We start from the raw sequence: 26,072 nt of genomic DNA, 5'->3' as shown, positions 1-26,072 counted from the left end.
CGTCACGCGGTGAGGGCGTCCTCGACGGTGTCGTAGCGGGGCAGGATGCGGTCGAGGTTGGTGATGTGCAGGACGTTGTCGACCAGCGGGCGGGTGCCGGCCAGGCGCAGCCAGCCACCCGACGAGGTGAGCTCCGAGCGGATCCTGACGAACAGGTTCAGGCCGCTGGAGTCGCACATCGACACGCCGGACAGGTCCAGCACGACACGCCGGGCCGGGCCGTCGGTCAGCCGTGACACGGCCTCGGACAGCGGGGTGAGGGTGTCGAAGAGGACCTTGCCCCGCACCATGACGATCACGGCGCCGTCACGCTCCGTGACGTCAACGGTGGCCCGTTCGTCGGTGAGGTGGTGCGACTCGTCGCGGTCCAGAGAGAACTCCACGCCCCCGAGCGTAACGGGCGTGACGCGGGGCTCGTTTCCGGCGCGGCGCGGATGGGAATCCGTTACACCGGTCGCGGGTCACGTGCGGCCGGAGTGACAGGTGGGTCGCAGGACGCGACCGTGTTTGGTTTGCCGAGGGGTGAGCGGGACATGGCGGCGACGGTGGAAGCGCGCTGGCTGGAGGCGTTCAGTGCGATCCTGGACGGATCGCACCTGTTCCAGCCCGACGGGTTGGCCACGGCGGTGGACGAGGCACTGGCCCCGTTGGGGATCGGGGCCACCATCTATCTCGTCGACGAGGAGCAGCGCACGTTGCGGCCGGTGCCGCGGCCGGGACGTCCCCTGCCGGCGCCGCAGCCGCTGGAGGCGACCCCGGCGGGGCGGGCGTTCGCGCTGGTCACGTCGGCGCCGACGGCGGGCGGCGGGTGGTGCGTGCCGATGGTCAACGGCACCGACCGGCTCGGTGTGGTCGAGTTCGCCGTCGCGGCCGACGAGGCGCAGCTGCGCGACGGGTCGCTGCGGGCCCGCTGCGAGACCGTCGCGGGCCTGATCGGCCACCTGGTCACCGTCACCTCGCACAAGGGTGACTTCCTGGCCCAGGTGCGCCGCACCAGGCCGATGACGCCGGGCGCGGAGCTGCTGCGGCAGCTGATGCCGCCGCTGACGTCGGCCTGCGAGCGGATGGTGATCAGCGCGATCCTGGAGCCCTGCTACGACGTCGGCGGCGACGGGTTCGACTACGCGATCGACGGCGCCCGGGCGAGGATCGTCATCCTCGACGCGGTCGGGCACGGGCTGGCGGCGAGCCTCGCGAGCGGGGTGGCGATGTCGGCGATGCGGGCGGTCCGCCGCGCCGGTGGGGACCTGCGGGACCAGGCTAGGGCCGCGGACACCGCGCTGACGGAGCAGTTCCCCGACAGCCGGTTCGTGACCGCCGTCCTGGCGGAGCTGGACCTGGACGCGGGGCGGCTTCGCTACATCAACGCCGGCCACCCGCGGCCGCTGCTGCTGCGGACCGGCCGGGTCGTGCGGGACCTCGCCGCCGGCCGGCGCATGCCGCTCGGCCTCCACGACGATGTGGAGGTCGCCGAGGAGGACCTGGAGGGCGGTGACCGGCTGCTGCTCTACACCGACGGCGTGACCGAGGCCCGCGACGCCGACGGTGACGAGTTCGGCGTGGACCGGCTCATCGACCTCGTCGACCGGCACGCCGGCTCCGGGCTGCCCGCCCCGGAGACGCTGCGCCGGCTGGCCCGTGCCGTCGCGGAGCATCAGGGCGGTGCCCCGGCCGACGACGCGACGCTGGTGCTGGCGGAGTGGTCCCCGGTGGCGGCCCGGCGCAGCGCGCCCTACTCGGACCGCTCCGCCGTGGCCGCCGCACCGTAGGCGGACCGGTCCGCCTACGGTGCGTCTCCGCTACGTCGTGACCGGGTCGGTCTCGTCGTCGAACTCGCCGATGACCTCTTCGAGCAGGTCCTCGAGGGAGACCACCCCGACCGGGTTGCCGCCGTCGCCGGCGACCGCGAGCTGCGCCCTGGACTCCCGCATGGCCCGCACGGCGGCCAGCACGCTGGTGCCGGCGGGCAGCGTGAACGCGGGGATCATCAGGTCCCGCGCCAGGGCCGGCCGGCCCGCCGTGGTGGCCCGCAGCGCGTCGCGGACGTGCACGACGCCGTGCACGGTGCCGCCGCCGTCCACCACCGGGAACCGGGACCGGCCGGTCGCCTGGTTGGCCTGTTCGACGTCGGCGGCGGTGGCGTCGGCCGGGACCGTGACGACCGCCGCCGACGGCGTCATCACCTGCGCGATCGTGGTGTCCTGCAGCTGCAGCATCCGGCTGAGCAGCTGATGCTGGTCCTGCGCGAGGGTGCCGTGCTGGCGGGAGGACTCCAGCAGCATCATCAGCTCCTCCGGCCCGTGTGCCGCCGACAGCTCGTCCTGCGGGTGCACCTTGACCAGGCGCAGGCAGGCGTTGGCGAGGCCGTTGAGGACGGCGAGGAGCGGGCGCACGAGCCGGGTGAAGGCCCGGAACGGCAGCGCGAGCCCCCGCGCGGAGCGCTCCGGATCGCTGATCGCCCATGACTTCGGTGCCATCTCCCCGACCACCATGTGCAGGAACACCACGACGGCGAGGGCGATGACGAACGCGATCGGGTAGCTGAACCGCTCCGGCAGGCCGGCCGCGGTGAACAGCGGGTCGAGCAGGTGCGCGATGGCGGGCTCGGCGAGGGCGCCCAGGCCCAGCGAGCACAGGGTGATGCCCAGCTGCGCGCCGGCCAGCATCAGCGACAGCTCCCGGCTGCCGGCGAGCGCCGCGGCGGCGGCCCGGCTCCCCTCGGCGGCGGCCTGCTCCAGGCGGTGCCGCTTGCTGGCCACGAGCGCGAACTCGGCGGCGACGAAAAAACCGTTGGCCGCGAGCAGCAGCAACGACACGAGCAGGGCCCAGCCGGTGCTCATGAGGAAGCCCCGATGCGCACGGTGTCCGGCACGTGCCGGTGCACGGAGACCACCTCGAGGCGGACCGGCGGCGTGGTGACGTCCACGACGTCGCCGGGGCGCGGGATCCGGCCGAGCTGTTGCAGCACGAGACCGGAGACGGTGTCGTAGTCGTCGCTCTCCGGCAGGGTCACGCCGGTCGTGCGGGCGATCTCGTCGACCCGCCAGCGCCCCGGGACCAGCCACGAGCCGTCCTGCTGGCGGACCGCCGCCGGTTCGGGTGCGTCGTCCTCGTCCCGGATCGAGCCGACCAGCTCCTCGGCGACGTCCTCCAGGGTGATGATGCCGGCGAAGCCGCCGTATTCGTCGATGACGCAGGCCAGCTGCCGGTGCTCGGTGCGCAGCCGCTCCAGCACCGTGGGCAGCGCCGCGGTGGACGGCACCAGGACGGGCGGTGCCGCGATCTCGGCCATCGTGACGCGGTGCCGGTCCGCGGCGGGCAGCGCCACGAGGTCGGCGCCGCCGACGACGCCGATCAGGTCGTCGACGCTGTCGCCGATGACCGGGAAGCGGGTGTGCCCGGTGTCGAACAGCTCGACCAGGCGGATCGCCGGGTCGGTCGCGGCCACGGTGACGACGTCGACCCGGGCGATCATCGCCTCTTCGGCGGTGCGGGCCCGGAACGCCAGTCCGCGCTGCAGCAGCTGCGAGGTGTCGGCGTCGAGCAGCCCGCCGCTGCGGGACTCGGCGATGATGCGCTCCAGGTCCTCCGGGGTCGCGCCCTCGGGCAGTTCCTCGATGGGCTCGATGCCGACCCGGCGCAGCAGCCGGTTCGCGGCCGCGTCGAACATCCGGATCACCGGCCCGGCCACCGCGAGGTACACCAGCGTGACCCGGGCCAGGGCCCGGGAGAGGACCTCCGGCTGGGCGATCGCCCAGTTCTTCGGGCCGAGCTCGCCGAGGACCATCTGCACCACGGTCGCGGTCAGCAGCGCCAGGACCACGGAGATCGACGTGCTGGCGGCCCGGGGGACACCGGCGACGCCGAGGAGGTCGGCCAGGCCGCGGCCGAGAAACGGCTCGGCCACGAAACCGGCGAGCAGTGCCGTGACGGTGATGCCGAGCTGCGCGCCGGACAGCATGAACGACAGCCGTTCGGTGATGCGCAGCGCCCGCCGGGACGACTGGTCACCGCCCGCGGCGGCGCGTTTGAGTTTGTCGCGGTCCACGGCCACGTAGGCGAACTCGGCCGCCACGAAGTAGCCGGTGGCCGCGGTGAGGACCACGATGAGTGCGAGTCCGAGCAGGATCAACACGGTCGGCGTCCACCGCTGACCGGACAAAGGGGAGCCGGGGCGACGCCCGGCTCCGTACTGCAGCCGTCCATGTTCTGACGCTATCAGCCTGACCTGGGAGGTTTCTGGGAACCAGCCGCGTGCGGCCGGCCGCGGTCCGCGCGTGGTACGTTCGATCACGTGCATACCGAACGTAGTCACTCGGCTGCGTTGCGTGTTGAAGCGGGTGTGCCGGCGGTGGCGGCGTGGGTCCACGGGCCGATGGCCGAGCTCAACCGCGACATCATCGCGAGGCGCCGACCGGCGGGGGAGTTCCCGGCGGCGGTCGCCACGGCACTGTCGACCCTGGCGGTGGTGCCGGAGCGGTGCACGCCGCAGGAGGCCCGGCGCCTCGTGGTCCTGCTCGGCCTCGTCGGCGCCGGGCTGGGCCGGCATCACCAGGAGCAGGACCCGGCGCACCGGCAGCGGCCCGAGCGGGCGTTCGACCTGACCGCCGGCCCGGACCGGGTGCCCTTCCTCGACTACTTCGCGAGGCTCGCAGCGCGCACCGGGCACCCGCAGCGCGACGCGTACGCCTCCCTGACCCGCTGGAACCTGCCGGTCAGCGAGGCGTGGTGGGGCGACACCCGGCTCGCCACGCTGCCGGGCGAATTCGACGACGGGCTGATCCGCACGTACACCGGCGAACGCGACGAAGTCAGGTTCCTCGAGCTGATCAAGCTCTCGGAGACGCTCGAGCGGGCCGTCAACGGCACCCTCGCGCCCCTGGCCGAGGAGACCGTCGACGTGTGCGGCGCCGAGGCGGTGCACCGGCTCGGGGTCGCCGCGGAACTGCTGGACGCGATCCGCCGGCTCAACACCGCCTTCGCCGCGCTGCCACCGGCCGACGGGCTGCGGGTCGGGCACTTCCTGGACGTGTTCCGCCAGTTCGCCGTGCACTGGCGGCCCGGCGACGTGCCGCCGAGCGGCGCGCTGGACCCCGAGGCCCTCGAACGTGACCTCCTGCTCGGCGTCGACCCGCCGGGCTACCGCCGGCACATCGCCCGGCTGCGCCCCGGCCTGCTCGACGGCGAGTGGGACCGGCTCGGCGTGGTCATGGACCGCCCCGGCCTGCCCGAGCTGCTGCTGGCGCGGCTGCGGCCGGCCGGCGACCTGGCCGAGCAGTCGCCGGCCGGGCTGCGGGTGCTGCTGGGCTCCTGCCCGGCGCTCGGCGCGCTGTACCTGGTGCTGCGGGCGCACGCGCGGGTCTCCAGCGCGCACCTCATGCTCGCCAAGAAGTACCTGTTCACGCCGCAACGCGACCGGGACCGCGCGGGCGTCGGCGACACCGGCGTGGTGTCCAACCGGCGCGGCACCACCGGCATGGACGAGGCGGCGCTGGAGCGCCTGACCAGGATCCGCGGCCGGCACCCGCTGACGGCGCTGCGCCGGCTGCCGACGGCCGACCTGGAGTCCCTGGCCGGCGTGGACGTCCTGCGGTCCCACGGGCGCGCGGAGGCCCGGTTCGCCTTCTCGGCGGCGGCGTTGGTACGACCACGCACCTCCGACGACGACACCCGGGACGACGACACCCGGGGCGGTGACCCGCCGGACGGCGGCGCGACCGGCGACCGGCCGGCGGGGCAGCCGTGAACGCCGACGCCGACGCACCCGCCGGCTACGACCCCCGGGTCGGGCACGACCAGCTGCTGGCACTGATCGACAACACGTCCGCGGTCATCTACATGCGTGACCTCGACGGCCGGTACATGCTCGTCAACCGCGAATACGAGCGGCTGTTCGAGGTCAGCCGGGACGCGATCGTCGGGCTCACCGACCATGACCTGTTCCCCACCGCGATCGCCGACGAGTTCCGGGCCAACGACCTGCAGGCGGCGCGGCGCGGCCGGCCGGTGCAGATGGAGGAGGAGGCGCCCGGCGACGACGGTCCGCACACCTACGTGACGGTGAAGTTCCCGCTCATCGGCGCCGACGGCGCGCCGTACGCGGTCTGCGGCATCTCCACCGACATCACCGAACGCAAACGCGCCGAGGAGCAGGTGCGGCGGCTCAACGCGGAACTGGAGGACCGGGTCCTGCAACGCACCGCCGAGCTGCACGCGTCCAACCAGGAGCTCGACGCGTTCGCGTACTCGGTGTCGCACGACCTGCGCGCGCCGCTGCGTTCCCTGGACGGCTACAGCCAGCTGCTGCTGGAGGACTACGGCGACCGGCTCGACGGCGACGGCCGCGAATACCTCGAACGCCTGCAGGCCAACGTGGCGCGGATGGCCGCGATGATCGACGACCTGCTCAACCTGTCCCGCGCCACCCGCACCGAACTGCACCGCGGCCCCGTCGACGTCACCGCCATCGCCCGCGACGTCGTCGCCGAGCTGCGCGCCGCCGAACCGGACCGGCAGGTGCGGGTGAGCGTCGCCGACGGGCTCACCGCCGCCGGCGACGCCGACCTGATCCGGCTCGTGCTGCAGAACCTGCTCGGCAACGCGTGGAAGTTCACCGCCAAACGCGACGCCGCCGCCGTCGAGGTCGGAGCCGAACCCGCCGCCGTGCTGTTCGTGCGCGACAACGGCGCCGGGTTCGACATGCGCTTCGCCGGCAAGCTGTTCGAGCCGTTCCAGCGGCTGCACGCCGCCAGCGACTTCGAGGGCACCGGCATCGGGCTGGCCATCGTCCACCGCGTCGTCACCCGCCACGGCGGCCGGATCTGGGCCGACGGCACGGTCGGTGAGGGCGCCGTCTTCCGGTTCACGCTCGCCCCGAACCGGGGCGGCCCGGCCCAGCTCGCACCGGAGACACCATGAACGACGGGGTCATCCTGCTTGTCGAGGACAACCCCGACGACGTGACCTTCACCCTGCGCGCCTTCGCGAAGAACAACATCGGCAACCGGGTCGTCGTCGCGTCCGACGGCGCCGAGGCGATCGACCTGCTGCAGCCCCCCGCCGGCACCGCGCCGCTGCGACCCGCGCTGATCCTGCTCGACATGAAGCTGCCGAAGTACGACGGCCTGGAGGTGCTGCGGCGCATCCGCGCCGACCCGGCCACCCAGCCGCTGCCGGTCGTGGTCCTCACCACCTCCAGCGAGGAACGCGACATCGTCGAGAGCTACCGGCTCGGCGCCAACAGCTACGTGCGAAAACCCGTCGTGTTCGCGGACTTCGTCAACGCCACCAACGTGCTCGGCATGTACTGGCTGCTGGTCAACGAACCCGTCCCGGCCCGCCCAGGCAGCCTCTGATGTCGCAGACCCGCGTCCTGATCGTCGAGGACGACCCCGACGACGCCCGCCTCATCGTCACCCGGCTGCACCGCGGCGGACTCGACCTCACCGTCGACATCGTCACCACCGCCGAGCAGTTCCGCGCCGCGCTCCGCGAGCACCCGCCGGACCTCGTCATCTCCGACTACAACCTGCCGTCCTTCACCGCCGAGGAGGCGCTGCGGACACTGCGCGAGCACAGCGGCGACGCGCCGTTCATCCTGGTGTCCGGGCAGGTCGGCGAGGAGACCGCGGCCGCGATGATGAAGGCCGGCGCCAGCGACTTCGTCCTCAAGGACCGCAGCAGCCGCCTCGTGCCCGCGGTGCAACGCGAGCTGCGCGACGCCGACGAACGACGGCAGCGGCGGGCCGCCGAGGCGGCGCTGCGGGAGAGCGAGCAACGCTTCCGGCTCCTCGCCGAACACTCCATCGACATCATCTTCCGGTTCCGCCTGCAGCCGGACCGCCGGCTCGAATACATCAGCCCGGCGATCACCGCCATCACCGGCCACGAACCCGCCGAGGTGTACGCCGACCCGTCGCTGCTCGTCGCGACCGTCGACGAGGAGGACCGGGAGGCGTTCCGGACGTCGTGGTTGCTGCCCCGGCCCAGACCGCTCGTCGTGCGGGCCCACCACCCCGACGGCCGGCAGCTGTGGATCGAGCAGCGGGCCATCCTCATCACCGACGGAGCCGGCACCCCGATCGCGGTCGAAGGCACCCTCCGCGACGTCACCGAGCAGCAGCGCCTCGACCACGAGCTGCGGCAGGCCGAGCGGCTCGACTCCCTCGGCCACCTCGCCGGCGGCATCGCCCACGACTTCAACAACCTCCTCGCGATCATCACCGCGTACGCCAGCGACATCACCGACGCCCTCGGACCGGCGCATCCGAGCCAGCCCGACATCCTGCGGATCAGCCACGCCGCGGAACGCGCCGCCGCGCTCACCCGGCAGCTGCTCATCTTCAGCCGCCTCGTGCCGTCCCAGCCGGAGGTCCTGGACCTCAACCAGGTCGTCGCCGACACCGAACAGCTGCTGCAGCGCACCATCGGCGAGGACATCACGTTCACCACCGACCTCGACCCGGACCTGCCGCCGGTCACCATCGACCGCAGCAAGCTCGAACAGGTCATCGTCAACCTGGTCGTCAACGCCCGCGCCGCGATGACCGACGGCGGCCGGCTCACCGTCACCACCACGCGCGTCGTGCCGTTTGTTCCAGGCGTTCCGGGTGCCGGCACGGTCAGCCTCACCGTCACCGACACCGGCTGCGGTATGCCGGCCGACGTCGTCGCCCGCGCGTTCGAACCGTTCTTCACCACCAAGGGCCCCGGCAACGGCACGGGGCTGGGCCTGGCCACCGCCTACGGCGTCATCACCGAGGCCGGCGGCGACATCCACATCGACAGCCTGCCGGGCCGCGGCACCACGATCACGGTCCTGTTGCCGTCGGCGGAACTGCCCGACACCGCGACCGCCACCGGCGCTGCCGCCCCCGCTACCACCGGCGAGCCGGGCGGACACATTCTCGTGGTCGAGGACGACGAGGACGTCCGCGACATCGTCGTGCGGATCCTGACGAGAGCCGGCTACCGGGTCACCGCCCCGGCGTCGGCGACCGCCGCTCTCGAACTGTGCGCCGACCCGGCCTTCACCGTCGACGCGCTCCTCACCGACGTGATCATGCCCGACATCGCGGGGCCGCAGCTCGCCAACGCCGCCCGGCTCCTGCGCCCGCAGCTGCCGGTGCTCTACATGTCCGGCTACACCGCGGGCAACCTGCCCGGCGGGCGGACCCTGACCGACGACCCGCTGCTGCGCAAGCCCTTCACCACCGACGAACTGCTCCACCAGCTGCGGCAGGTCCTGCACCGCACCCGCACGCTGTCCTGAGCTCTGCGGCCCAGCTCAGCGAGACTGGACCACCGGTGGTTCGTCCGACCACGGGAAGTTGATCCAGCGGTCGGTGCGCCGCCACACGTACTCGCACCGGACGGTGGTCTGCGGCTTCTCGTACAGCACGGCGCAGCGCACGTCCGCGGCGTGCTGGACGCAGAAGTCGCGAACCACCCGCAGTGTCGCCCCGGTGTCGGACACGTCGTCGGCGATGAGCACCTGCTTCCCGGCCAGATCCTCCCCGTCGGGCGTGGGCCGCAGCACCACCGGGGCGGCGAGCCGCTCGTCGACGCCGGTGTAATACAGGACGTTCATCATCACGAGGTGCTTCACGTCCAGTGCGTATCCCAGCGCCCCGGCCAGGAGCAGCCCGCCGCGCGCCACGCACAGGACCACGTCGGGGCGGAACCCGTCGTCGGCGACCGCCTGGGCGAGGGCTCGCGAGGCGGTGCCGAACGTCTGCCAGTCCAGCGTTTCCCGCTCATCCATCGTTCGTCTGCCTCACGTCGCGGGGGTGCCGGTGCCGCTTCGAGCTTACCCAGCGGGTGACGTCTGCGAGAATCGTCGGCGTGGCATCGAAGATCGGCGACATCATCATGGACTGTGCCGACCCGGAGGCTTCCGCGGCGTTCTGGTGCGCGGCACTGGACTACCGGATCACCGAGCGCGACGAGACCGGCGTCGCCATCGCCGGCCCGCCGTCGAGCCCGGCGATCCTGCTGATCGGCAACACCGACCCCAAGCGGGGCAAGACGCCGATCCACTTCGACCTCTGGCCGACCGACCGGGACCAGGCCGACGAGGTCGAGCGGCTCGTCGCGCTCGGCGCGACCCGCGTCGACATCGGCCAGCGCGACGTGCACTGGGTCGTGCTGGCCGACCCTGCCGGTCATGAGTTCTGCGTGATGCAGCGGGTCGACCCGGCGGTGTGACGCCCGCACCGGGAGGCTGCGGATGCCGGCCTGCCCGCGTCGTCGTGGGCCGTCGTCGTCGCGGGTCGGCGTCGTCGTGGGCCGGCGTCGTTGCGCGGCCGGGCCGGATGGTGGCTCAGCGGAGGAAGGCGGCGACGGTCGTGGCGAGCCAGGCCGGGTCGTCGAGCCAGGGGGAGTGCCCGCCACGGGCCAGGACGGCGACCTCCGCGTGCGGGAACAGCCCGGCGTACTCGGCGGCGACCTTCGGTGGCAGCGCCACGTCGTGCTCACCGGCGACGAGCAGCACCCGGGTCCGCAGGTCGGCGACGGCGGCCCGGGCCGGGGCCGGGTCGTAACCGGTGTAGTAGGCGGCCGCGGCGGCGTCGTTGCGGTCGTCCTTCTGCCGGGTGGCGTCCACCCGCGCGGCGTCGTCCCACCGGCCGTAGGTGAACGGCGTGATCGCGTCCCAGTCGGTGACGGTCTGCGTGCCCGCCCAGATCCGCTCGAACGCGGCGAACGCGTCCGCGAACCACGCCTCGCCGCGGCGCGGTTCGGCGACCTCGCGGCGGTCGGCGTCGCTGATGTCCAGGCCGACCACCCGCGGGGACGGGTTGAGCAGCACGAGCCGGCCGATCCGGTCGGGGTGGCGCACGGCGTACAGCACCGCCACGGCCGATCCGGCGGAGTGCCCGAGCAGGTCGATCCGGTCCAGGCCGAGGTGCGCCCGCAGCGCCTCGACGTCCTCGACGAGCCGGTCGCACCGGTAGCCGTCCGGGTCGTCCGCGGCGGCCGACCCGCCGGTGCCGCGCAGGTCCAGCCGGACGAGGGCGTGCCGCGCCGACAGCCCGCCGAGGTCACCGAGATACGCCGAGGCCCGCATCGGGCCGCCCGGCACGCAGATGAGCGGGCTGCCGGCGCCGATGCGGTGGTACGCGAGCCGGGCGCCGTCGTTGCCGTCAAAGATTTCCACCCGTGGATGTTATCCGTCGCGACCCCTCGCCAATCAGATTACCGTCCGTAATCGGATCAGGCCTGGCTCGCCGGCCGGCATGGACGGATCCACGCCGGGTCCACAATGGAGTCCACAGTGGATCGCCGGACCCGCTCGTTGTAGTAGAACAGCCGCCTGACCTGGGTGAACAGGGACAGTTGTCCCGAGTTGTGTCCCGACGTGTGTCCCGGCAGCCGGGACCTCTCCCCAGTTCGTGCCAGGGTCCACGGTGGACCGGATCGGCGGCCGGGCCGGGTTTCTAGATTCCCTCCGTCATCACTACGGGTGACTGGTCCAGAGGAGAGAACAACGTGAAACGACACCTTCTTCGAGCCGGCGCGGTCGCGCTGGCCGGTTTGCTCGGCGCGGTCGTCATCCCGTCCGGCCCGGCCAGCGCCGAGCCGATGTGCGACCGGCCGGTGCCGCCGCCCGCGTGTGGTGACGGCGGCGGGGACGACCCGCCGCCGGCGCCGCGGGACACCCCCGTCCACGGCACGCTCGACGCGGTCACCTACGTCGGCAACGCCGTGCGGGTCAGCGGCTGGGGCATCGACCGCGACAGCGGCAGCGCGCCGCTCGTCGTCGACATCTACGTCGACGGTGCGTGGAAGCGGACGCTCACCGCCGACGTGTACCGCCAGGACGTCGCCGACGCCTACCCGGCCTACGGCGCCTACCGCGGCTACGACGCCACCGTCCCGGCCGGCCTCGGCACCCATCAGGTGTGTGCGTGGGCGATCAGCGTGGTGCCGGCCGGCGCGCCGAACCCGGGCAACCCGTTGCTCGGCTGCAAGACGTACACCGGTGTCCCCGCCGCCCCGAGCAACCCGCGCACCATCTCCAGGGCGCAGGACGGCACCACGGTGATCGGTTTCAAGGACAACTCCGTCGAGGAGACGTCCTTCCGGGTCACCATCACCCGGCAGTACTGGGAGCCGTACACCGACCCGCGCTGGGGCCAGCTCTACCGTGCCTACTACGTCGACCGGCAGATCACGGTCCCGGCGCAGGCCGGCACGGCCGAGGTCACGTTCACGGCCGAGACCTGGGGATCGGACTGCCGCACGACGGTGTCCGCGGTCTCCGGAACGTTCCAGAGCGCCCCGGTGTCCACCGGCTGGTGCTGATCAGGCAGGACCCGCCGGAGGCAGCCCCCTCCGGCGGGTCCGTCGCCCGTCATGGCCTCTCGGGCAGTGTCACGGCGAGGGCGGTGTCACGGCGAACGCCGCGACCCGTGCGGCCACGGCGGCCTGATGCTCCGTGAGCCAGGCCGCGAGCGGGCCGGCGGTGGTGTCCCGCGAGATCGTGCACGTCCGTTCGATGTGCAGCCGGATCAACTCCCGCACGTCGGGGTCGGCGAAGTACGACGTGTGGACCATCGCGCCGGCCTCGGTCAGCGAACCGTGCAGGCCGCGCATCGCCGCGGGGACCCCGTCGAGCGCCGCCGCCATCAGCAGTTCCCGCAGGGCCGGTCCGAGCGCGGCGTTCTGGCCGGCGGCGCGGTCGGCGAGCCGCGCCGCGACCTCGTCCGGCAGGCCGGTCACCGTTCGTGCCCCGCGCAATGGCAGCGGCCACGGCGACGCGAACGCGAGCACCGCCGCCGGCAGGTCCGAGCCCTGCGCCATCCCGTGCAGCGCCGCCGCGATCCGGCGGCGCCACCACGGCTCCAGCAGCCGGTTGGCCAGCCACACCAGCGGCACGGCGGCCCGCCTGGGCGCGATCCGGACGACGTCCGGCAGCAGATGCGTGGCCGAGCGCGGCGCCCGGATCCTCAGCCGCGGCAACGGGACAGGATCGGACGGTGCGCCGAAGTCGCGCCGGTCGCGGCGGTCGGCCGGCGCGCACAACCACTCGTAGTCGACGCCGGTCGGCGCCGAGGCCGACAGGACGTTGATGGCCTCGTCGGTCGGCGCCCAGAGCCCGAGCCACCGTGGTGCGTGCCGGCGGAAGGCCCGCTGCGCCGCGCGCTCCCGGGCCAGCAGCGTGTTGGCGTACCCCTGGGCACCGAGCAGCCAGTACGCCGCCGCCCAGCACAGCACGACGGGCAGCGCCAGCGCGTTGGCCACGCCGCTGTGCATCACGGCGCCCGGCCAGCGCGCGTGGAACATCGCTCCCGCGACGATCAACACGGCCAGGAAGGAGAACGGCGCCGTGATGGTCGTCGTCACCAGCAGGTCGAGCAGCTGCCGGCGCACGGCGCGCCACCCGGTGGCCGGGCGCAGGGACAGCGCCTGGCTGCCCCAGCCGGGCACGGCCGGGCGCCGCGCCGGCAGATACCGCAGGAACGGGCTGCCGACCGTCGTCCAGCTGCGCAGGCCACGCAGCTGGATCGCCGCCTCGATCGCCCGGAACTCCGACGTTCGCGGCAGGTACCGCGTCTTGTGCTTCACGAACCACGGCGCGTGCTCGTCGTCGCGCAACGGTATGATCGGCTCGGGGGCCAGCCGCACCGACGGGTCGTTCAACGCCCGGCGCAGCTGCGCGTAGACCACCCCGTGCGTCCGGGGCACCTCGGCGCTGATCAGCGCCTCCCAGATGAGCGAGCCGCCGTGGCTGTGGCCCACGAGGTGGTAGCCGCGACCCTGAGCCTCGAGCTCGATCATCAACGCCAGCAGGCGGTTGGCCGCCTCCAGACGGCGGACCTGACTGTTGTGCCCCGTCCAGCGGAACACCTGGACGTCGTCGGGCAGGGCGGCACCCGGCGGAAGGTTCGCCCGCAGCCACCGGCAGTAGTCGCTGTCCCGCTGCCACCAGGCATCGCCGGGTTCGTCGTCGGTGTCGTCCTTCGGCCCCGCGAACGTGCCGTGAACGAGAATCACCACGTCCGGCCGGGCGGGTGCGCCGGGCGCCTCCCGATCGACATCCATCATGCTTTCGCGCATGACTCGGTTGTAGCAGCCGGACCCGGCGGCGGGCCTGAGCACGCCGCCGGGGCGCCGTTGAGTACCCTGCCCGGTCGCGGATGAGTACGGCGGCGGGATCAGGCGCCGGTCAGCTCGTCGGCCAGGAGGTCCATGAGGAGCCCGTCGTGCCAGCTGCCGTCGGGGTCGCGCTCGTAGCGCCGCATGACGCCGACGGGCTGGAAGCCGACCTTGCCGTAGCACCGGATGGCGGCCGTGTTGTCGGCGGCGGGGTCGATGACGATGCGGTGGTGGCCGTGGTCGGCGAACAGGTGCTGGGCCAGGGTGCGGACGGCGTCGGTGCCCAGTCCCTGGCCGTGGACCTTGGGATCGAGGTAGATGTCGATGCCCGCGTGCCGGTAGTCAGGGTCGGTCTCGGCGCTCCACTGGATCATGCCGACCACCTGGTCGTGGTGCTCGATGACCAGAGGGTGGGTGTCCGGGTCGGCGAGGTCCTCGGCCACCGCGGCGGCGAGGTCCGCACCGCCCCGCCAGCGCTCGTAGACCTCCGGCGTGGCGCGGATGCCGGCCAGCGCGGGGATGTCGGTGGCCGTGGCGGGCCGCAGCGTCACCAGGGCGCCGTGCAGCGTCGTCTGCATGCCGAGCACGCTACGGCCCACGGACGAGCGGACCAAGCCGATTCCCCGTCATTGGACGTAGCAGGCCTTCGGGGTGCCCGGGACCGGGTCGCCGAAGACCGTGTTGGTGCACGGTGTGCCGCCGGTGACGCGGCGGTAGGTGTACCGGCCGGCCGCGCCGAACGCGACCTCGCGGGTGCCGGTGAACGCGCACGTCGTGGTCTCGTCGGCGCACGGCGTCCAGGTCGTGGTCCCCGGCGGCGGGGCGGTGAGGTGGCAGGCCTTCGCGGTGCCGGGAATGGGGTCGCCGAAGACCGCGTTGGTGCAGGCCGTCCCACCGGTCAGGGTGGCGTGGCGGAACTGGCCCGCCGCGCCGTACGCCACCGTGGCGGTGCCGGCGAACGCGCAGGTGCCGGTCTCGGTCGCGCACTGCGTCCAGGTGTCCGCGGCCGGCGGGGGAGCGGTGCGGTAGCAGGCCTTGGAGACGTTCGGCGCCGGGTCGCCGAACACCCCGTTGCCGCACGTGGTGCCGCCGGTGAGCGTCGCGTAGCCGAACCGGCCGGCGGCGCCGAAGGCCACCGTCTGGGCGCCGGTGAACGCGCAGGTGCCGGTCTCGGCCGCGCAGCGGGGCCACGCCCCCGGCAGCGCCGACGTCCCGGCCGGCGCCACCGATCCGGTGAAGTGCCAGCCGCCGGAGCCGACGGCAAACACCGTCTCCCGGCCGTCCGCGGACATCTGGGTCGCGCCGGCGGACGGGCTCACCGTGGCGGCGCCGCGGCCGAAGTTCGGCACGTGCACCGTCGCCGTCGCCCCGACCGGCACGGTGACGTCGAGCGCGAACTGGCTGCCGGCGACGGTCCAGGAGCTGGCGACGGTGCCTCGCACCGTGTCGATGGACGCGGCGGCGCGTTGCAGCCCGGCCGGGACCTGCGGGTCGACGACCAGCGTGGCGTATCCCGGCCCGGTCGGCTGGATGCCGGCGAGCTGGGTGTAGAGGGAGGCGTTGATCCCGGCGAACATGGCGTGGTCGTGCGTCTCCATGTTGGACACGTAGGTCCACTGCTCCCACGGCGTCGTGGCGCCCCGGCCGATCTCGTAGCCGAACCCGGGGTACGACGTGGCGTCCAGCACGGTCATCGCCACGTCGACGCGGCCGGCCCGCACGAGCGCGTCCATGAGGAACCGGGTGCCGAAGATGCCGGTGTCGAGGTGCCCGCCGTTGCGGTTGAGGATCGTGTCGACGAGCCGCGCGCCGACCGCGGTCACGTTGGCGTCCGGCACCAGCCCGAACGCGAGCGGCAGCACGCTCGTGGTCTGCCGGCCGCTGCCGTAGCTCGCGCCGTCGGCGTTGAGGAACCGGGCGTTGAACGCGTCCTTGATGCTGCCGGCGAGCTGGTTGTAGCGGGTCGCGTCGGCGGTCTGGCCCAGCGCAGCGGCGGCCTTCGCCACGGCCTGTGCCTGCCGGAACGACAGCGCGGTGTTCACAATGGACACCTCGCTCTGGCAGGCGCCGGCGCTCGGGTTGCCCTGGCCGCCGTTGGCGTTCGGGCCGAGGTCCGGCGGGCACCAGTCACCGAACCCGGTGGTCCAGATCTTCGCCCCGTTGGTGTCGACGAACCGTCGCATCGCAGGGTACGTGGCGGCGAGGGTGTCACGGTCGCCGTACTGCTCGAACAGCGCCCAGGCGAGGACGACCTGGTTGCCGCCCATGTCCGGCTGCTGCGCGTTGCCGGCGTCGTTCGGCAGCGCCGTGCCGGCCGGCATGTCGGCGAGGTAGTTGGCGTAGAAGCCGTTCATCCCGAACTCGCGGATCGACGCGTCGTGATACGCCTGGACGTCCATGCCGGGCGGCGTGCGCTCGTCGCGGACCGGGTTGTCGGTCGGGATGCTCATCGAGTTGTTCAGGATCGCCCAGCGGTTGTTCTGCCAGATCTGGTTCAGCAGCGGGTCGGACGAGCTGAAGGTGCCGGTGGACCGCACGTCGGCGTGCACGACGCGGGCGTCGAGGCTGCCGATGGCCGGCGTGCCCGGGTAGCCGGTGACCTCGACGTAGCGGAAGCCGTGGTAGGTGAACCGTGGCTCCCAGGTCTCGACGCCGCCCGTGCCGGCCAGAACATAGGTGTCGGTGGACGCGGCGCTGCGGTTCGTGGCGGTGTCGAGCAGGCCGCTGGGCAGGAGCTCCTCGGCGGTGCGCAGCCGCACCGTGGTCCCGGCCGCGCCCTGCACGCGCAGGCGCGCCCAGCCGGCGATGTTCTGGCCGAAGTCATACACCCAGACGCCGGGTTGGGGCTGGCTGAGGCGCACGGCCGGCAGCGTGGCCACGACCCGGACCGGCGGCAGCGCGGCCGCGGTCAACGCGGTCGACGGTGCGGTGACGGCGCGCACGGCCCGCAAGCCCGCGTCGGCGTAGCCGGGCTGGTCCCAACCGCCGCGCTCGAGCCGCGCGTCGTAGGCCTCGCCGGCGTAGAGGTCGTTCGCGGTGATCGGGCCGGTCTGCCATTTCCACGACGGGTCGGTGGTGACCGTCTGGTGGGTGCCGTCGGCGAACGTGACGTCGAGCAGCAGGATCGCCTGCTTCGGGCCGGACCAGCGGAAGCCGTACGGGCTGAACCGCGGGCCGTAGCCGTCGCCGAGCCACAGCCCGACCGCGTTGCCGCCGGCGCGCAGGGCCGACGTGACGTCGTAGGTGCTGTACAGGTTGCGCTCGCCGTAGGGCGTGTTCGCGGGTGCCAGCACCTGGCCGCCGACCTTGGCGCCGTTGAGCCGCAGCTCGTAGAAGCCGAGCCCGTCGACGTACGCCCGGGCGGCGGTGATGGCCTTGGCCGGCAGCGTGAAGGAGGCCCGCAGCATCGGCGCCGCGGCTGTGGCCGCGTCGGGGCTGATCCACTGGGCGCCCTTCCAGTCCTGCGTCGTGAACAGCCCGGTCTCCCAGCGGGCGGCCGGGCTCCACGCCGACGGCTGGTCGCCGGCGTCCCAGGCCTGCACGGTCCAGTGGTACGTCCGTGCCGGCTGCAGCGCGGGGCCGCCGTAGGGCACGGCGATCGAGTCGGCCGCGGCCACCTTGCCGCTGTCCCAGACGTCCGCGCTGCCGGGGCTGAGCCGGCCCGGGCTGCTGGCGACGAGGATCCGGTACGCGGTCTGCCGCTCGCCGTTGACCGGCGACGTGAGCCGCCAGCTGAGGCTGGGCCGGACGTTGTCGATGCCGAGCGGGTCGGTCACGTTGTTGACGCGCAGGTCGGAGACGGCGATCGCGGCGGCCGCCGCGGCGGCGGGCAGGGCCGGGGCGATGACGGCCGGCAGGGCGAGGACGGCGGCGGCCAGGCACAGTCCGGCCCGGGTGTGAACGAACATGGCGGTGTCCTTTCACGGAACGGTTCCGGCGGTTGAAACCTTTCAATCGAGCGCCGTCTCAGGTTAACATCGTCGATGTCTGGCGGGCCAGTACGTGTCGCCGAGCTGGTGCTTCCCGCGACGTCGGCAGGCTCAGGGGGATGATCGGCCCGGGAGGTCGCGCAGTGTGCGGGCCTCGGTGGCGAGCAGGGGCAGGGGGGCGATGACGTAGAGGACGGCGAGTGCCCACATGGCCGACCGGATGCCGAGTGCCGAGGCCAGCAGGCCGGCGGTGGCCGCACCCAGCGGGATGCTGCCGAACACGAAGATCCGCGACGCGGCGGTGACCCGGCCGAGCAGGCGCGCGGGCACGAACGTGCCGCGGTACGTCATGGTCATCACGTTGGACATCGTGGCCCCGGCCAGGGCGACGAAGGAGCCCGCCGCGAACAGCGCCAGGCGCCAGCCGTGGCCGCCGAGCGGCAGCAGCAGCACGAACGGGGCGGCCGCGACGTTCGCCACCAGGTAGGTGCGGGCGCTGCCGAAACGCCGGGACGCCAGCGACGCGAGCGCGGCACCGAGGATGGCACCGAGGCTGCCGACGCCGATCACCAGGCCCGCGGTGCCCGGCGCGGCGCCTTCGGTGCGCACCAGGAAGACGATGCGCAGTGCCGTGATGCCCAGCATCGCGAAGTTGGTCACCGCCGCCACCACCAGCATGGCCTGCAGCAGCCGTCCGCGCATGATGAAACCGATGCCGTCGGCGATCTGGCGCAGCATGCCCGGGCGGTCGCCCGGGGCGGGGCGTGGCTCCGGCGCCGACCGCAGGGCGAGCAGGCAGGCCGCCGACACCAGGAAGGTGCCGGCGTCGATGAGGACACCGCTGACCGCGCCGGCCACCTGGGCCAGCAGGCCGCCGAGGCCCGGTCCGACGACCAGCGCGACCGACGCGCTGGTCTGCAGCCTGGCGTTGCCTTCCATCATCTCGTCCGCGCGGACGAGATGAGGCAGGAACGCGTTGAACGCTACGTTGGCGAAGACCCCGGCGGTCCCGGCCAGCAGCGCGGCCACCAGCAGCATGGCGACGGTGAGCACGTTGGTCCAGGCCGCGATCGGGATGACGACGAGCACCGCCGCGGAGACGATGTCGGCGATCAGCAGGGTGCGCCGGCGCGGCCACCGGTCGACCCAGACGCCGACCGGCAGCCCGATCACCAGCCACGGCAGCCAGGTGGCGGCCGTGAGCAGGGCGACCGTGGCCGGACCGGCCTGCAGGGTCGAGATGGCCACCAGCGGGAGCGCCACCGACGTGATCGCGGAGCCGACCGCGCTGGTGGACTGCCCGATCCAGAGCAGGGCGAAGTTCCGCGTTCGCAGCAGCCCGCCGACAGGTGCGCGCCCGTCAACGGCCACCGCGTCCCCGCTCATGCGGTCAGCCGCGCCGGGCCTGGTGACCTCCGGCATGGATCCGCCCCGTTCGATCAATGCCGGTCGCCTGTGGGCCGGCGCGGATTCGTACGGTATGCGCGGCGCGATGGTGGCGCGCGGCATTTACGCCGTCCGGGGGCGCAACGGTGCACCTGGGCGCGGCCTAGGACGCCGACACCCGTTCCGGTTCGCTGAGGCGCCAGTTGTTCTTGCCGGCGGACTTGACGGCGTACATGGCGGCGTCCGCCCGGCGCAGCAGGTCGACGATGCCGGTCGGGGAGTGGCTGATGTACGCGACCCCGATGCTCGCGCCGACCCTGGTGGTGTGCGCGCCGATGACGGCCGGGGCCGCGACGGCCCGGACCAGCCGGTCGGCCAGCGGGCCGGCCGGTCTGCGCTCGATGAGCACGACGAACTCGTCGCCGCCGAGCCGGCACACGACGCCCTCGTGCGCCACGCTGACCAGGCGGTCCGCGATCTCGCACAGCAACCGGTCGCCGACCTCGTGGCCCAGGGTGTCGTTGACGGCCTTGAACCCGTCGAGGTCGATGAGCAGCAGCGCGGTGTCGGCGCCCGTGGTGGTGTACCGCTGGATCGCCTCCTCGACGTGCCGGCCGAGGTAGGCACGGTTCGCCAGATCGGTCAGCTCGTCGTGCCACGCCTGGTGCTGCAGCTGCTCGGTGAGGAGCCGGTTCCGCGCGAGCAGGTGCCCGTTCTCCCGCAGCGCGGTGAGCTGCCGCGTCGTGACCAGGGCCAGCAGGACGCCGGTGCCGGCCAGGACCCCCCACCGGCGCCAGTCCAGGTCGGGTCCGACGACGATCACCAGCAGTCCGAACGCGGCGGCCGAGGCGCCGTAGGGCAGGACGCTGAACGGGCGGCGGGTGGCGACGCCCACCAGCACGATGGCGGCGTCCAGCCCCAGCCGCAGCCGTTCCGACCGGTGCTGTGCCGTTGTCGGGTACTTGAACACGGCGTACATGATGAGCAGGCCGGCGACGGGGTAGACCAGCTGCGCGCCGTACATCGGCACGGTCCGGCCGCCGGCCGCCGTCACCAGCAGCGCGGTGAGGTCGACCGCCATGCCGACTGGCCCAGAACCGCGCGGTCGGCGGCGGCAGGCCCGGCACCCGGGCCGTGCGGTGGAACATGTAGGTCAGCGCGCTGATGAGCGCGAGGTCGACGACGACGATCGCCGGTTCGGCCACCCGCGACGGCAGGATCAGCGCCGCGAGCACCGCCACGACCGCGGCGGTCGCGCCGGCCGGGAGCAGCGCGTCGACACCCCGGGGCCGCCGCATGTCGTGCCTCCCGGTGCCGTTGATCATCGCCAGCAGGTCAGATCGGCATGGCCGCGGTGAACCTGAACGATCACGCCATCCCGCACCGTCCCCGCACCCACGCGACCGCTTCGCCCATACGGCTGAGACGCGGCACCGCCGACCACGGTCAGCCCTGGTACGCCGGCACGCCCAGCAGTTCGTCCACCGTCACGAACCGGAAGCCCCGGGCCAGCAGCCCCTCGACCGTCTCCCGCACCGCGACGACCGTCTCGGCGCGGTTGCCGCCCCGGCCGTCGAACCCGTCGTGGAAGATCAGGATCGAGCCGGGGCGCGCCTTGGCGACGGCGCGGCGGGCCATGCGGACACCGGACGGCTGGAACACCTCCAGCGCGTGGCCGAACTCCCCGGCAACCGGGTGCAGGCCGCCGCGGCGCAGCATGCGCAGCAGCGCCGGCCGGCGCCACAGCCAGGGCGTGCGGGCCAGCGCCGGGGTCCGGCCGGTGACCCGGGCCAGGATGCGCTGGGTCTGCCCGACCTCCCGCTCGTACGCCCCCGGCCGCAGGTAGGTGCCGAACCGGTGGCTCAGCGAATGGTTGCCCAGCACATGACCGGCCTCGACGGTGCGCCGGGCGGTCCCCGGATGGCGCTCGACGCACCTGCCGACCTGGAAGAAGGTCGCGCGGACGTCGTGCGCCGCCAGGATGTCGAGGATCTGGGAGGTGTACGGCTCGTTCGGGCCGTCGTCGAACGTCAGCGCCACGAGCCGCTCGCCGGTCGGCCCATGGTACGGGTAGTCCCGAGCGGACGGGGCGAACGGCGACATCAGCAGCCAGTACGCCGCGCCGAGCACGGCGAGGGACACCAGCCCGAGCAGGAGGATCACCGGACCTCCACGGTTTCCCGGAACGCCGGCGCCGATCCCAGCACCCGGCGCCCCGCGGCCCGGTTGACGGCGTAGGTCAGCAGGTAGTGCACGGGAAGGGTCACGAAGAGGTTGTACGCGAGCCCACGGCTGAGCCGGCGACCCGACGTGTAGGTCGGGTTGCCGTGGTCGTAGACGACCCGGCCCCGCTTGCGCAGCCGGCGCAGCTGGTCCAGTTCGTCGCCGCCCTGCGTCAGGCTGGTGTCGTAACCGGTCCAGGCGTCGCGGCGGAAGGCGATGTTCGTCGCGCTGGCGTACACGGCGCGGCCGGTCAGCCGGTAGACGCCGTCCACCGCCGCGAACAGCATCCGGCCGTACTGCCGGCCCCACTGTGGGCCGTCGGCGTACGTGCAGGGGCCGACGACCGCGACGACGCCCGCGTCGGCGCGGAAGTGCGCGTCGATACGGCTGAGCCAGTCGCGGTCGTAGACCGTGTCGGCGTCGGCCGAGACGACGATCTCACCGCGGGCCGCCTCCGTGCCGCGCTGGCGGGCGTTGCACACCCCGGCCACCGGCTCGGTCACGACCCGCGCGCCGAGCTCGAGGGCGATCGCCGCGGTCTCGTCGGTGCAGTTGTTGTCGACGACGATGACCTCGCACAGCCCGTCGAAGTCCTGCTTGCGCAGGGAGAGGAGCGCGTCGGCGAGGTACCGCTCCTCGTTGAAGCACGGGATGACGACGCTGAACCTGGGCTTTTCCGTCATGTGCTGGATTATTCGGCGGTCAACCGGCCCGAAACGATCCGGAGATCCCCCGACTTCGACCTGGGGTGATCCCCCAGAGCGCCCCTGAGGACACCCTCAGGTCGCGCGCGTTGTGTTCACAGTGGACGGTCGTCGACGTCCTGTGCCTCTTCGGCGGCTTCGACGGTGCCGGTGCCGCCCGTCACGTACCGGTATCCGATCCCGGCGATGACCGCACCGACGAGTGGCGCGACCCAGAACAGCCACAACTGCGACAGCGCGGCGCCGCCGGCGATGAGCGCCGGGCCGGTCGAACGGGCCGGGTTCACCGATGTGTTCGTGACCGGGATGCTGATCAGGTGGATGACGGTGAGGGTCAGGCCGATCGCCAGCGGGCCCATGCCACGCGGCGCCCGGCGGTCGGTCGCGCCGAGGATCACCAGCGCGAACATAGCCGTCAGGACGGCCTCGATCAGCAGCGCGGCGCCGAGGCCGTAGCCGCCGGGGGAGTGCGTGCCGTAGCCGTTGGTGGCCAGGCCGTCCCGCGCGAGGCTGTACCCGGCCCGGCCCTCGGCGACGGCGAACACCACGGCCGCCGCGGCGAGGGCGCCGGCCAGCTGGACCACGACATAGGGTAGGACGTCGGCGGTCGGGGTGCGCCGGCCGAGCCACAGCGCGACGGTGACCGCCGGGTTGAAGTGGCCGCCGGAGATGTGCCCGAACGCGTACGCCCCGGTCAGCACCGCCAACCCGAACGCCAGGGCGACGCCGAGCAGGCCCACCCCGACGTCGTCGAAGCGGACGCTGAGCACCGCGGTGCCGCAGCCGGCGAACACGAGCCAGAACGTGCCGATCAGCTCGACGGCGAGCCGCCGGCCGAGCCCGGGCGGCGTCGGTTCTCCCACCCGTCGACCTTGCCGACGTCTCGCCCCCGGGGCTTCACCCCCGGCGCGTGAACGCGCTGCCGGCACCGTGTCCCGCGTGAGCCGTCACCCGGTCCCGGGTGAGCCCTCGTGCGCAGCCCGGTTGGCCTCGGTGGCGGCCTTGGTCATCTGCGGTGCGTGAACATGCTGCCGGCGCCTTGTCCCGGGTGAGCCGTCGTGCGATGCGCGCGGCTTTCGTGGCGGCACCGGTGGCCGGTCGCGGCTCTGGTCACCCGCGGCGCGCAACGCGTCGACGACGCTGCCGGCGCCCCAGCGGGCGAGGGCGACACCGATGCCGACCCCGTCCCGCGCGAGGCCCCAGGCGACGCCCGTCGCCTTCGCGGCGGTGGTCCTGGCTTTGCCGGCGGCGTTCGCGGCTCTTGTGGCGGCGCCGGTGGCCTTGGCGGCTTTCGTGGCGGCGGCGTCGGCGAGCCGTCGCACCGGCTCGACCCGCCGGGACGCCGCGTCGTGGACCCGGCCGGGCACGTCGAGGCGGGCGGTGAGCGCGTCGACGCTCTCCACGAGGCGCGCCCTGGTCCGGGCGATGTCAGCACGCAGCCGGGCCGCCTCGTCATCCTGCTCGATCGGTGTGGTCACCCCAGCGCAATACCCACCCGCACCTCACCATCACGGAAAACCGGCCTTGCATTGTGACAATGTATGCGCCAAGGTGTGGACGTGATCCGATTCGTCTGGAGACACCTACGGGGGCGGGCGGGGAGGTCGGTGGCACTCCTCGTCGGGGTGCTCACCGCCACCACCGGATTCACCGTGCTCACCGGCGCCACCGCCACCGCACGCCTCGAGGTCACCGGCACCGTCGACGCCAATGTACGCGCGGCGTATGACATTCTCGTGCGCCCCAAGGGCAGCCGGCTGCCCCTCGAAGACGACCGGGCGCTGCTGCGACCCAACGCGGTCTCAGGTATCTACGGCGGCCTGACCATGGACGACTGGGCCAAGGTCCGCGCCGTGCCCGGCATCGACGTCGCGGCGCCGATCGCGATGGCCGGCTCGATCAACGCCGGGGTCGCCGCACCGGTCGACATCACCGACCTCGTCGACCCGACGCTGGACCGACAGGTCTTCCGGGTCGACCGGACCCTGCTCGCCGACCGGGGTCTCAGCCGGGCCCCGGCCACCCCGATCTGGGTCTACGTGACCAAGCACGAGGTCTCCTGGCCGAAGCTGGGTGGCGGCGCAGACCTGGAGTTCACCGGCGGGCAGAAGATCCCGTTCCAGCAGTTCTGCGACGGCAATATCGGCATCCTGGAGGACGGCCGGCAGGTGTGCCCGTTCCCGGAGCAGGGCCAGATCACCGACGCCACCGGCCAGGTCGTGTTCCTGGCCCGGCTGCGCCCCGACGGGCGGTTCGAGACGGGAGCCTGGAACGGACCGCCGACGGGGGACCGCCTGGTCATCTCCGTTACGTGGCGGGAGCCGATGCTCATCGCCGCCGTCGACCCCGAGTCCGAGGACCGGCTCGTCGGGCTCCGGGGCGCGACCCAGGGCACCTTCCTCAGCGACGCGCCGCCCCGCACGACCGGCACCGAGGGTGGCATGCCATCAAGGAAGGTGGTGCCCGTCCTGGCCACCTCGCGCCGATATGCGGACACCACCGCGTCGATCGGCCTCTCCCGGGCCCGGCTGGACACCCCGCTGCCGGCGGGCGCCCCCGACGGCGTGCTCGCCGCGATGGCGGCCGCACCGGCGACCCACCTCCGCGACGCCCTCCTCGACACCGAGGCCGCCTACCGGCACACCACCGCCGTCCAGGTGGCCCGCAGTGGCGAGGGCTACGGCTTCGCGTACAGCCACGAGTGGCTCCTGCAGGTCGGCGGCGTCACCTACCTGCAGGCCCCCGACGGCAGCCTCGCCGCCGTGCCGGTGCCTTACGACGCACAGGCCTACGTCTTGCCGCACTCGTTCGGCTTCCCGGCGCCCTGGCAGATCGACGACACGTCCTTCCGCACGGTGCGCAACGTGTCGGTGCGCGCGGACGGCGACCCGACGGCGACCGAGTTCGGCGTCGTCGGCACCTTCGACCCGTCCCGGCTCACCACGTTCAACCCGCTCAGCCGGGTGCCGATGGAGACCTACGAACCACCCCTGGTCGTCGGCGCCGACCAGCACACCCGCGACCTGCTCGGCGACCGCACCCTCGCGCCGAACGGCAACCCCGCCGGCTACCTGTCCTCGCCGCCGATGCTGTTGACCAGCATCGCCGACCTGCCGGACCTGCTCAGCGACACGCAGGGCACCAACAAGGACGCGCCGCTGAGCGCCATCCGGGTCCGTGTCGCCGGTGTGCACGGCTTCTCCGACACCTCCCGCGAGCGGGTCCGCCTGGTCGCCGAGGAGATCTCCGCCCGGACCGGCCTCGACGTCGACATCACGTATGGCTCGTCGCCCGCCCCGCAGACCGTGACCCTGGTCGCCGGCAAGTATCAGCGACCCGAGCTGCGCGTCACCGAGCACTGGGTGAAGAAGGGCGTCGCGGCGAGCATCATCACCGCGATCGACCGCAAGAGCGCCGTGCTGTTCGTCCTCGTCCTGGTCGTCTGCGCGCTCTTCCTCGCCAATGCCGTCGCCGCCGGGGTCCGCGACCGGCGCACCGAACTGGCGACACTGTCCGCGCTCGGCTGGCCCGCGCACCGGATCTTCGCCGCCGTCCTCGGCGAGGTCGCGGCCATCGGCACCGTCGCCGGTCTCGGTGCCCTCGCCCTCGCCGGGCCGCTCGGGGCGCTGCTGGACGTGCACACCACCTGGACGCAGGCGCTCCTCGCCGTGCCGACCGCGGTGGTGCTGTCGCTGATCGCGGGCCTGATCCCGGCGCTCGGCGCGGCCCGCTC

22 protein-coding genes are annotated in these 26,072 nt (G+C 73.2%); 8 read left to right on the top strand and 14 right to left on the bottom strand.

Translation table 11 applies throughout. The annotated features are described in order from the left end of the window. Positions 1-2 precede the first annotated feature (2 nt). Positions 3-383 carry an STAS domain-containing protein gene (locus tag ACFPIJ_RS25625; RefSeq protein ID WP_380117978.1) on the bottom strand — a complete coding sequence of 127 codons (381 nt, stop codon included), beginning with the start codon at positions 381-383 and terminating at the stop codon, positions 3-5. A gap of 150 nt (positions 384-533) precedes the next feature. Between ACFPIJ_RS25625 and ACFPIJ_RS25620 the strand changes: the two genes are divergently transcribed. Then, positions 534-1,769: a PP2C family protein-serine/threonine phosphatase gene (locus ACFPIJ_RS25620; protein WP_380117976.1), complete on the top strand. Its 1,236-nt coding sequence runs from the start codon at positions 534-536 to the stop codon at positions 1,767-1,769. A gap of 30 nt (positions 1,770-1,799) precedes the next feature. Here ACFPIJ_RS25620 and ACFPIJ_RS25615 read toward each other — a convergent pair whose 3' ends face one another. Both ACFPIJ_RS25615 and ACFPIJ_RS25610 read right to left on the bottom strand, forming a co-directional pair. Next, positions 1,800-2,840 (bottom strand): hemolysin family protein, encoded by a 1,041-nt coding sequence (locus ACFPIJ_RS25615; protein ID WP_380117974.1) that lies wholly within the window; start codon positions 2,838-2,840, stop codon positions 1,800-1,802. Further along, positions 2,837-4,135, bottom strand: a complete 1,299-nt coding sequence (locus tag ACFPIJ_RS25610) for a hemolysin family protein (protein WP_380117972.1) — start codon at positions 4,133-4,135, stop codon at positions 2,837-2,839. Before ACFPIJ_RS25610 ends, ACFPIJ_RS25615 begins: the two co-directional genes overlap by 4 nt. A gap of 159 nt (positions 4,136-4,294) precedes the next feature. On the opposite strand from ACFPIJ_RS25610, the gene ACFPIJ_RS25605 reads away from it, so the two are divergent. Genes ACFPIJ_RS25605 through ACFPIJ_RS25590 form a run of 4 tightly spaced genes read left to right on the top strand, consistent with a single transcriptional unit; the run spans position 4,295 to position 9,271 of the window. Continuing rightward, positions 4,295-5,746, top strand: a complete 1,452-nt coding sequence (locus ACFPIJ_RS25605; protein ID WP_380117970.1) for a hypothetical protein — start codon at positions 4,295-4,297, stop codon at positions 5,744-5,746. Beyond that, positions 5,743-6,918 (top strand): sensor histidine kinase, encoded by a 1,176-nt coding sequence (locus ACFPIJ_RS25600; RefSeq protein WP_380117968.1) that lies wholly within the window; start codon positions 5,743-5,745, stop codon positions 6,916-6,918. The genes ACFPIJ_RS25605 and ACFPIJ_RS25600 overlap by 4 nt, the downstream gene beginning before the upstream one ends. Then, entirely contained in the window at positions 6,915-7,355 is a 441-nt protein-coding gene (locus tag ACFPIJ_RS25595) for a response regulator (protein WP_380117966.1), read from the top strand. The genes ACFPIJ_RS25600 and ACFPIJ_RS25595 overlap by 4 nt, the downstream gene beginning before the upstream one ends. Next, positions 7,355-9,271, top strand: coding sequence for a response regulator (locus ACFPIJ_RS25590; protein ID WP_380117964.1), 1,917 nt, complete (start codon positions 7,355-7,357; stop codon positions 9,269-9,271). The genes ACFPIJ_RS25595 and ACFPIJ_RS25590 overlap by 1 nt, the downstream gene beginning before the upstream one ends. 15 nt (positions 9,272-9,286) lie before the next feature. On the opposite strand, the gene ACFPIJ_RS25585 is transcribed toward ACFPIJ_RS25590, so the two are convergent. Continuing rightward, positions 9,287-9,763, bottom strand: coding sequence for a phosphoribosyltransferase (locus tag ACFPIJ_RS25585; protein ID WP_380117962.1), 477 nt, complete (start codon positions 9,761-9,763; stop codon positions 9,287-9,289). An 80-nt stretch (positions 9,764-9,843) separates the two neighbouring features. On the opposite strand from ACFPIJ_RS25585, the gene ACFPIJ_RS25580 reads away from it, so the two are divergent. Continuing rightward, entirely contained in the window at positions 9,844-10,206 is a 363-nt protein-coding gene (locus ACFPIJ_RS25580; RefSeq protein WP_380117960.1) for a VOC family protein, read from the top strand. A gap of 115 nt (positions 10,207-10,321) precedes the next feature. Here the strand turns inward: ACFPIJ_RS25580 and ACFPIJ_RS25575 are convergent, their stop codons facing one another. Continuing rightward, on the bottom strand, positions 10,322-11,155 hold the full coding sequence (locus tag ACFPIJ_RS25575) for an alpha/beta fold hydrolase (RefSeq protein ID WP_380117958.1): 834 nt from the start codon (positions 11,153-11,155) through the stop codon (positions 10,322-10,324). Positions 11,156-11,487: 332 nt separating this feature from the next. Here ACFPIJ_RS25575 and ACFPIJ_RS25570 point away from each other — a divergent pair, with 332 nt between their 5' ends. Further along, on the top strand, positions 11,488-12,303 hold the full coding sequence (locus tag ACFPIJ_RS25570) for a hypothetical protein (RefSeq protein ID WP_380117956.1): 816 nt from the start codon (positions 11,488-11,490) through the stop codon (positions 12,301-12,303). 69 nt (positions 12,304-12,372) lie between these two features. Here the strand turns inward: ACFPIJ_RS25570 and ACFPIJ_RS25565 are convergent, their stop codons facing one another. From ACFPIJ_RS25565 to ACFPIJ_RS25525, 9 genes are all read right to left on the bottom strand, one after another. Continuing rightward, positions 12,373-14,058, bottom strand: a complete 1,686-nt coding sequence (locus ACFPIJ_RS25565) for a hypothetical protein (RefSeq protein ID WP_380117954.1) — start codon at positions 14,056-14,058, stop codon at positions 12,373-12,375. Positions 14,059-14,156: 98 nt separating this feature from the next. Beyond that, positions 14,157-14,675: a GNAT family N-acetyltransferase gene (locus ACFPIJ_RS25560; RefSeq protein ID WP_380117952.1), complete on the bottom strand. Its 519-nt coding sequence runs from the start codon at positions 14,673-14,675 to the stop codon at positions 14,157-14,159. A gap of 48 nt (positions 14,676-14,723) precedes the next feature. Then, positions 14,724-18,005, bottom strand: a complete 3,282-nt coding sequence (locus tag ACFPIJ_RS25555) for a family 78 glycoside hydrolase catalytic domain (RefSeq protein WP_380117950.1) — start codon at positions 18,003-18,005, stop codon at positions 14,724-14,726. Positions 18,006-18,137: 132 nt separating this feature from the next. Beyond that, positions 18,138-19,412 carry an MFS transporter gene (locus ACFPIJ_RS25550; protein WP_380117948.1) on the bottom strand — a complete coding sequence of 425 codons (1,275 nt, stop codon included), beginning with the start codon at positions 19,410-19,412 and terminating at the stop codon, positions 18,138-18,140. Positions 19,413-19,575: 163 nt separating this feature from the next. Further along, entirely contained in the window at positions 19,576-20,493 is a 918-nt protein-coding gene (locus tag ACFPIJ_RS25545; RefSeq protein WP_380117946.1) for a diguanylate cyclase domain-containing protein, read from the bottom strand. A gap of 365 nt (positions 20,494-20,858) precedes the next feature. Then, complete coding sequence (locus ACFPIJ_RS25540; RefSeq protein WP_380117944.1) at positions 20,859-21,575, bottom strand: polysaccharide deacetylase family protein; 717 nt, start codon at positions 21,573-21,575, stop codon at positions 20,859-20,861. After that, positions 21,572-22,318, bottom strand: coding sequence for a glycosyltransferase family 2 protein (locus ACFPIJ_RS25535; RefSeq protein WP_380117942.1), 747 nt, complete (start codon positions 22,316-22,318; stop codon positions 21,572-21,574). Before ACFPIJ_RS25535 ends, ACFPIJ_RS25540 begins: the two co-directional genes overlap by 4 nt. A 116-nt stretch (positions 22,319-22,434) precedes the next feature. Next, positions 22,435-23,202, bottom strand: coding sequence for an aquaporin Z (gene aqpZ / locus ACFPIJ_RS25530; protein WP_380117940.1), 768 nt, complete (start codon positions 23,200-23,202; stop codon positions 22,435-22,437). An 84-nt stretch (positions 23,203-23,286) separates the two neighbouring features. Beyond that, positions 23,287-23,817, bottom strand: coding sequence for a DUF3618 domain-containing protein (locus tag ACFPIJ_RS25525; RefSeq protein ID WP_380117938.1), 531 nt, complete (start codon positions 23,815-23,817; stop codon positions 23,287-23,289). Positions 23,818-23,946: 129 nt separating this feature from the next. Between ACFPIJ_RS25525 and ACFPIJ_RS25520 the strand changes: the two genes are divergently transcribed. Then, the coding region (locus ACFPIJ_RS25520; RefSeq protein ID WP_380117936.1) for an FtsX-like permease family protein at positions 23,947-26,072 on the top strand (2,126 nt) is incomplete at its 3' end.

Source organism: Dactylosporangium cerinum (assembly GCF_042653625.1).
Classification (GTDB): domain Bacteria; phylum Actinomycetota; class Actinomycetes; order Mycobacteriales; family Micromonosporaceae; genus Dactylosporangium; species Dactylosporangium cerinum.
This window is presented reverse-complemented; position numbering and strand designations above follow the sequence as displayed.